This is a genomic window from Nitrosomonas supralitoralis (assembly GCF_003011925.2).
GTDB lineage: Bacteria > Pseudomonadota > Gammaproteobacteria > Burkholderiales > Nitrosomonadaceae > Nitrosomonas > Nitrosomonas supralitoralis.
Genome location: NZ_PXXU01000043.1, coordinates 22,853 through 30,246, shown reverse-complemented (window position 1 = coordinate 30,246; position 7,394 = coordinate 22,853). Strand labels below are relative to the sequence as shown.

7 protein-coding genes are annotated in these 7,394 nt (G+C 44.0%); 4 read left to right on the top strand and 3 right to left on the bottom strand.

The genetic code is table 11. From position 1 onward, the window contains the following. On the bottom strand, window positions 1-805 hold an 805-nt coding region (locus tag C7H79_RS12700; RefSeq protein ID WP_119983668.1), incomplete at its 3' end, for a PAS domain S-box protein. Window positions 806-1,161: 356 nt separating this feature from the next. Here C7H79_RS12700 and C7H79_RS12695 point away from each other — a divergent pair. The 4 genes from C7H79_RS12695 to C7H79_RS18025 all read left to right on the top strand — a co-directional run bounded on the left by C7H79_RS12695 (window position 1,162) and on the right by C7H79_RS18025 (window position 4,056). Further along, a complete protein-coding gene (locus tag C7H79_RS12695) occupies window positions 1,162-1,497 on the top strand; it encodes a hypothetical protein (protein WP_106707625.1) in 336 nt (111 codons plus the stop codon). A gap of 1 nt (window position 1,498) precedes the next feature. After that, a complete protein-coding gene (locus tag C7H79_RS12690) occupies window positions 1,499-2,497 on the top strand; it encodes a sodium-dependent bicarbonate transport family permease (protein WP_106707624.1) in 999 nt (332 codons plus the stop codon). Between the two features lie 241 nt (window positions 2,498-2,738). Beyond that, entirely contained in the window at window positions 2,739-3,056 is a 318-nt protein-coding gene (locus C7H79_RS12685; protein WP_106707623.1) for a P-II family nitrogen regulator, read from the top strand. An 826-nt stretch (window positions 3,057-3,882) separates the two neighbouring features. After that, window positions 3,883-4,056, top strand: a complete 174-nt coding sequence (locus C7H79_RS18025; protein WP_172592436.1) for a hypothetical protein — start codon at window positions 3,883-3,885, stop codon at window positions 4,054-4,056. Between the two features lie 3 nt (window positions 4,057-4,059). Here the strand turns inward: C7H79_RS18025 and lspA are convergent, their stop codons facing one another. Both lspA and ileS read right to left on the bottom strand, forming a co-directional pair. Further along, entirely contained in the window at window positions 4,060-4,554 is a 495-nt protein-coding gene (gene lspA, locus C7H79_RS12680) for a signal peptidase II (RefSeq protein WP_106707622.1), read from the bottom strand. Window positions 4,555-4,587: 33 nt separating this feature from the next. Continuing rightward, entirely contained in the window at window positions 4,588-7,386 is a 2,799-nt protein-coding gene (gene ileS, locus C7H79_RS12675) for an isoleucine--tRNA ligase (protein WP_106707621.1), read from the bottom strand. Window positions 7,387-7,394: the final 8 nt, after the last annotated feature.

Sequence of the window (7,394 nt, the reverse complement as noted above, 5' to 3'; positions counted from 1 at the left end):
ATGCCGTGCGTGCCGCCACTTGTTGCTTGAGAATATCTTCAGTTTCATCACGTTGCATCTGAAGCTTTTTCTCGATATTTTTCTGCTCTGTGACATCTCGGGTAACACCTACCAGTCGGTTTGGCTGACCGGCTTCGAAATAAACCCGTCCCATCGCAGCTATATACCGTTCGTCACCATTGATGGAATTTACGACACGATATTCCGCTTTGAATTCTCCGTTACCGGCAGGGTTCATTGCACAATCTATAGCTCTTTGTCTCGCCGCACGATCCTCCGGATGTATCCTCGCAACGAATTCCTCATAACTTACAGTTTTCTCCGAATGATCGCCCCATAACTTACGCATCTGATCATCCCAGTATACGATATTACGTTTGATCTCATAGTCAAAAATACCTAGCCCTGCAGCCTGTTTGGCCAACCGCAAACGCTCTTCACTCACTCGGAGCGCTTGTTCTACATCCAGACGTCGTTTGGCGGCATTAAATGTGATAAGAATATAAAGCTGTTTCTGGATTACTATGGGACTTAGACTAATATCCAACAACATTTCTTTGCCGTCCCGATCTACTACCATAAGCTCATTGCCCACACCCATGGACCGCTTCATCGGATGACTTAAAAATTGTGCTTGATGGTAACGATATTGTTTTCGGTACCGAGGCACTATAAGTATTTCAACGGTCAGTCCGCTCAACTCATCTGCAGAATATCCAAAAAGCTGTTGTGCAGTTGTATTGGCCAACACGATATGCCCAAACTCTTCCACCAGCAACATCGCATCCGCTGCCGAATCAAACATAGTTCGGAAACCTAATTTTTTTGGCAATTTTATCAAAATATTATCCTACTGTTGAACTCGGATAGAGAACGTTGTAAATCTTACAATAAAACAATCTTTTTGTACAAGTTTGTTTATATATAAGGGTTTGCACTTACGTGTTAGCACGAATATTGCCTCCCTGTGTTCTGCTGTACGATTTGCTAGGGTAATAAGTAAACCCGACTTCACACATAAGATGTTTTTAGAAAAAGATAAGAACTATGATCAGAAAAAATAGAGAAATCACTCCAGTTCTATGAACTGCTTACGATCACTTGACCTGATGTTTTTACCACGGAAGTGATAAATCTTTTTTAACAGTTTGGAGAAACATAATGATTAAAAGAATATTAGCCTATGAATGTATTCTGATTGCCCTGTTTATGTTACCGAGCGCAATATTCGCCGCCGAGACATCCAAGAGCCGGTCAACAAAAGAGACCATTCCAATCGAACTTCAGCGCGGACAATCCCAGCAGGTTACACCCCAAAAAACGGAGCGAATCAAGTTTTCTGATGAAGCTTTAAGTCGTCAGACCACAGACACAAGCCTGATTCGCATGAATATTAAAGCCAAACTAATCGAAACAAAAACAAATTTCGATACGGTGCTCGATGTTAGAGCATGTAAAGCCAATCTTGCCAACTACTTTAAAATAAGAGGAGTGTAATATGTCATTAACCAGTCTACTCGTACCTGCTATTCTGTTCTTTGCGCTAGGTATGTTTGCTTGTCTCATCAAATCGGATCTGAAATTCCCGCCCGATATGCATAAGATGATCGTTATTTACTTATTGATCGGGATCGGGCTACATGGCGGCAAGGCACTTTCCGGATCAGACATGTCATCTGCTCTTCCCGCTGTATGGGCGGCGCTTGGCTTTGGCGTCGGGTTACCGATACTTGCTTACATCATCTTGCGAGGGCTCGGGAAAATCGACCCCCTTAATGCCGCAGCCATTTCCGCGCACTATGGTTCGGTAAGTGCAGGAACCTATATGACGGCGGTCGCGTTTCTGGGAGGCATAGGCGTCACGTATGAAGCCTATCCTATCATCATGCTGGCAATTATGGAGTCGCCTGCAATCATGATTGGTCTGGTGCTTGCCGGCTATTCGCGAAGAGTTTTAGCTGGAGGCGCGGAAGTCAAAGCTGACAAAGGGATGATGAAACATCTGATCATCGACGCTTTTACCAACGGTAGTATTCTGCTGTTGTTCGGCTCTATGGCGATTGGTTGGGTTGTTTCAGAGCCTAGTTATCATAAAATTGAGCCTTTCTTTGAGCTTATTTTTATGGGAGCATTATGTATATTCCTGGCTGATATGGGAATGGAGGCCGGAAAAAGACTGTCGGAGTTTAAATCCGTGGGCGTTTTCCTGGTTTGTTTTGGTATCATTATGCCCCTGATTGGTGCGGTTTGTGGGTTATTCGTAGGCCACTTCCTTTTAGGTTACTCGATAGGAGGCATTACGTTGGTGACAGTGCTTGCAGCCAGTTGCTCATACATCGCAGTTCCGCCAGCGATGCGCCTTGCGATTCCTGAAGCTAATCCGTCGTTTTATCTCACTTTATCGCTTGGGGTTACTTTTCCGTTTAATGTGGTAGTCGGTATACCCATGTACTATGCAGCTGCCCAGTACTTGCACGAAACCTACTATCCATGGTGATTAGTATTATAACTACGATAAGACTTACTTAGTGTTTGTACGATTGCGCCGTGGTAGAGTGTAAGGCGGCAGCGCCAAAAAATGCTGTCGCCCAGCGCCTCTTACATGGCAAAATCTTAGATAGATAAGACTCTTATTGGATTGGATGTATTAATCGTTATGAAACTCCTCGGGAGATCTTCAATAATAAACGGAGCATTTAACTTCCGATTCTGACACTTACATTATAAGGAGAAAAACTATGTTTTCTGCGCCTGAATCCATTGTAACAATGAAGCGGATCGAGATTGTCATTCATGAAGAAAGGCTTGATGACTTGATTCAGTTGTTTATCGATGCCAAAGTACATGGCTACACAATCATTAAAAAAGCGGGTGGTTTTGGTTCAACCGGCGAACGGGATCAAGACGACTATATACTGGAGCAATATAACGCAGTTTTAGTTCTCGTCTGTGATAAGAAACAGGCGGAGAAGATCGCTGAAATGCTTCACCCCAAATTAAAAGTTTTCGGAGGTATGTGTCTGATTTCAGATTGCCAACAGCTTACTTCAGAGTAAATTATACTAATATTGTTAAGTTCTCTCTTTAGCTTACCCGCGGACGATGACTAATGGTTACGTTTGCGGTAGGCTTGTCTAGACAGAAACACAATCTTTTAAGAATATTGAATGTAATATTCCAACAAGCGGCTGCCTAAGCATCGCATTTTACGGATAGTGATTAACTAGAGAGTCTAGTTGTATCAAACTTTGAAAATTCACGCCCGTCAGCTTGCCATATAACGTTTATACGGTTTCTAATTGAAACAACCAGATCATTTCATTACTGTGCCTAGTAAATCCGTAGCATAATAGCAATAATGTAAGTGAATTGCGTCGCGAGCCAGTTTAAGGTGGTGCTCAGCGACGCACTCCACTTCACCAACTCAATGCAGAAGCATGCTTTGCATCGATCCTTAGAGAAATTTTTGCCACCGTATTACTTCCGGATCCTTAACTCTTATCCGGATCGTCAGTTTGAGTTGTTTCATCAGCTGACTTCTCGCTGCGATTACGATCGAGGAGTTAATAAAGCACTCCGCCGCAAGCAGCGGGGTATTAAATACGCTCTTCAATCTGATGGTTTTCAATCAGCTTTCGCTTCAAGGACCAAGGAATTGAACCCACAGAGATTAAACAAACCCTCTTTAGCTTGTGCAATGTTCCTCTGGTGAGGTTTTTAAAATACCGGTACAGAACATCAGTAACATATTCATTCCTTGGTACTGTCAGTGCCGATACAATCGGTTGTTAAACTGATAATTAGCCTGTAATCTACAGACAGTGCAAATTCCGATGCAACAGATTCATCGGTGTGTGATAGTTATTGAAACAGGAATTTAAGATGCAAAATAGATGGATATTTAAGGTAATTGCTTTTTTGATGGCAGTGTCATTGTTATCCGGTTGCTGGACATTGGCTGTTGTAGGAGTCGGTGCTTATGGAGGATATAAAATGAAAGAGCATGGGTATACCTTGCAAAATCCTATTACTAAAGAGAAGAAAGCAAATAAGTAAGATTTACTTTTTGACTCTTTTCCCCATATCTTCCATCTTCTCTTTATTTCTGAAGCTTTCATAGATCATCAATGCCGCACCGATAAAAATCGCAGAATCGGCAACATTAAAAGCAGGCCAGTGATATGCGCCGATATAAAAATCCAGAAAATCGACCACATGACCCAGTGTAACGCGATCATACAAATTTCCTAGTGCACCCCCGAGAATTAAACTCAACGACAAACAGAATAACTGCTCATGTTTATATTTATTGAGTAAGTAGATAATCAAAAGAGCCGCACTACCTGCAATACCGCTCAGAAACCAGCGTTGCCAGCCGGATTGCTCACTCAAAAAACTGAATGCTGCGCCCGGATTATAGGTAAGCACCAGATTAAAGAAACTGGTCAACGGAATACTCTGACCAAATTCCAAACTAGACTCTACCCAGTATTTAGTTGCAAGGTCCAGCGTTAAAATAACTAAGGCTATGCCCAGACTGACGTAGAGCTTCATAGTAAGCAAGTATCCAGTAAATAATTTAAAGTGTTAGGCATAGTTACGCGCTTCACCGTCGCCATAAAGATTGGAAACGCAACGCTCACATAAAGTTGGGTGATCCGTGTGATGTCCGACATCCTGGCGATAATGCCAGCAGCGCTCGCATTTTGTATGTGTGCTGGATGTCACAATAACACTCTCCTGTTGAGTGTCATTTACTTGAATCAAATTAACTGCAGAGACAATCAACACAAATCGCAAATCATGGCCCAATGTGCTGAGCAGGGTGAAATCTTCAGCGCCGGCACGAATTTCAACCATCGCCGCCAGCGAGGAACCTATTTCTCCCTGAGTACGGGAATCTTCCAGCTTTTTCAATACTTGTGAGCGCAATGCACGTATTTTGGCCCAGCGTTGTTGTAAAGGTTTGGCATCTGACTGCTCTGGAAAGATGTGCCAATTGTGCAACAATACACTATCATTGTTATCGCCTGTCAGATGTTGCCAAACCTCTTCCGACGTGAAACTCAGGATCGGTGCAAACAGTCGCACTAAACAATGTGCGATATGATACAGCGCTGTTTGTGCCGAACGGCGAGGCAAACCTGTCGCTGTTGCTGTATACAGACGATCCTTGAGAATATCCAGATAGAAACCACCCAAGTCTTCAGAACAGAAATTATGTAGCTTATACACTACTTGATGAAATTCATAACGTTCATAACTCTGCGATAAATCCTGCTGAAATGCTTCTGTTAGCGCCAGCATATAACGATCAATTTCCAGACATTCCGTGACATCAATCGTATCAGTCTGCGGATCAAAATCCATCAGATTAGCCAGTAAAAAACGCAACGTATTACGGATACGGCGGTAACTCTCGATTACCCGCTTTAGAATTTCCTCGGAAATGGAGAGTTCTCCAGAATAATCGGTAGATGCGACCCATAAGCGCAGAATATCGGCACCAGAAGTATTTATCACTTTTTGCGGAGCAATTACATTACCTTTGGATTTGCTCATTTTATGACCGTTTCCGTCCACCACAAATCCGTGCGTGAGCAGCGCTTTGTATGGAGCCTGACCATCGATGCCGCAACCGGTCAGTAACGAGGATTGGAACCAGCCACGATGCTGATCGGAACCTTCCAAATACAAATCAACAGGAAAGGTAAGCTGTGCATCTGCTTTAACGACAGTGTCGTGCGTGGTACCGGAATCAAACCAAACATCCAGAGTATCGGTTAGTTTTATATAATTCTTGGATTCCTCTCCGAGCAATTCTGAGGCCTCCAGCGCAAACCATGCTTCGATGCCCTGCAATTCCACTTTCTGTGCTACTTGTTCGAGCAATTCCAGTGAACGGGGATGCAACGCATGAGTATCTTTATGCACAAAAAAGGCCATCGGAACACCCCAATTGCGTTGACGTGATACGCACCAATCGGGACGGTTTCTGATCATTGCTTCCAGACGTGCCCTGCCCCAGGTCGGATAAAATGTCGTGGTGTCGACCGCTTGCAAGGCCAATTCACGCAATGTTTGATTTTGCGTAGCTGCGACGGCGGCATTGTGCAAATTCATGCCGATGAACCATTGCGGAGTGGCGCGAAAAATAATGGGAGTCTTATGGCGCCAGCAATGAGGGTAGCTATGATCAATTTTTTTCAGGCAAAACAGATGTTCATTGGTCTTAAGTGTATCAATCACAACATCGTTGGCCTTCCATACCGAGAGTCCGCCAACCAAAGGGATATGAGCAATAAATTTGCCATCGCCATCAACCGGGCTCTCGCTCGGCAAGTCGTAACTTTGTCCGATAAAATAATCGTCCAGACCGTGTGCAGGTGCCGTGTGCACGAGCCCTGTACCGGCTTCCAATGTGACATGCCTGCCACAAATGATTTTTACCGCGCGCGATTCAAACGGGTGCTGTAATGGCAAATGTTCCAGCGCCTGACCTTTGCATGTAGCCAGTGTTTCACCGGTTAAATTATAACGCTCAAGACAGATTTGTTTCAGTTCACTGGCGAGTATCAATAAGCCTCGTGCAGTTTGTACGAGTGCATAATCGAATTCGGGGTGCACACAGACGGCTTGATTAGCGGGCAATGTCCAAGGCGTAGTGGTCCAGATGATGGCATAGGTTTGGACATTCTCAGGAACAGAGACACCAAAAACATTGCTAAGTAATGGATGCGCAGATGCAATTGCAAAACCCACGTCAATTGCAGGTGAAGTTTTGTCTTCATATTCCACTTCCGCCTCAGCCAGCGCGGAACCGCAATCTATACACCAATTAACAGGTTTCTGACCTTGATATAAATAACCATTTTGAAAAATCTTCCCCAGCGCGCGAATAATGTCGGCCTCTGTTTTAAAATTCATCGTGAGATAAGGGTGTTCCCAATCGCCCAGAACGCCCAGGCGTATGAAATCGTTTTTCTGACGCTCGACCTGTTCTCTGGCAAAAGCGCGGCAGAGTTCGCGCACTTTATCGGCGGGTAAGTGCTTGCCATACTTTTTCTCAATCTGATGTTCGATCGGCAAGCCATGACAATCCCAGCCAGGAATATAAGGCGCATCAAAGCCTGACAGTGTCTTGCTTTTGACGATAATGTCCTTGAGGATTTTATTGACCGCATGACCGATATGAATATCACCATTGGCATATGGCGGACCATCATGCAGTATGAATTTTGGGCGACCTTTGCAGGCAGTACGAATTTTTTGGTACAGATTTTTTTCTTGCCAGGCTTTCAGCATACTGGGTTCGCGACTGGCGAGATTGCCGCGCATTGGAAAAGGAGTGTCTAGTAAATTGAGAGTTTTTTTATAATCAATCATGAAGTTAC

Excerpts from the sequence above, each read along its gene's own strand:
- C7H79_RS12695 (WP_106707625.1), top strand. The coding sequence starts at position 1,162 with ATGATTAAAAGAATATTAGCCTATGAATGTATTCTGATTGCCCTGTTT.
- C7H79_RS12690 (WP_106707624.1), top strand. The coding sequence starts at position 1,499 with ATGTCATTAACCAGTCTACTCGTACCTGCTATTCTGTTCTTTGCGCTA.
- C7H79_RS12685 (WP_106707623.1), top strand. The coding sequence starts at position 2,739 with ATGTTTTCTGCGCCTGAATCCATTGTAACAATGAAGCGGATCGAGATT.
- C7H79_RS18025 (WP_172592436.1), top strand. The coding sequence starts at position 3,883 with ATGCAAAATAGATGGATATTTAAGGTAATTGCTTTTTTGATGGCAGTG.
- lspA (WP_106707622.1), bottom strand. The coding sequence starts at position 4,554 with ATGAAGCTCTACGTCAGTCTGGGCATAGCCTTAGTTATTTTAACGCTG.
- ileS (WP_106707621.1), bottom strand. The coding sequence starts at position 7,386 with ATGATTGATTATAAAAAAACTCTCAATTTACTAGACACTCCTTTTCCA.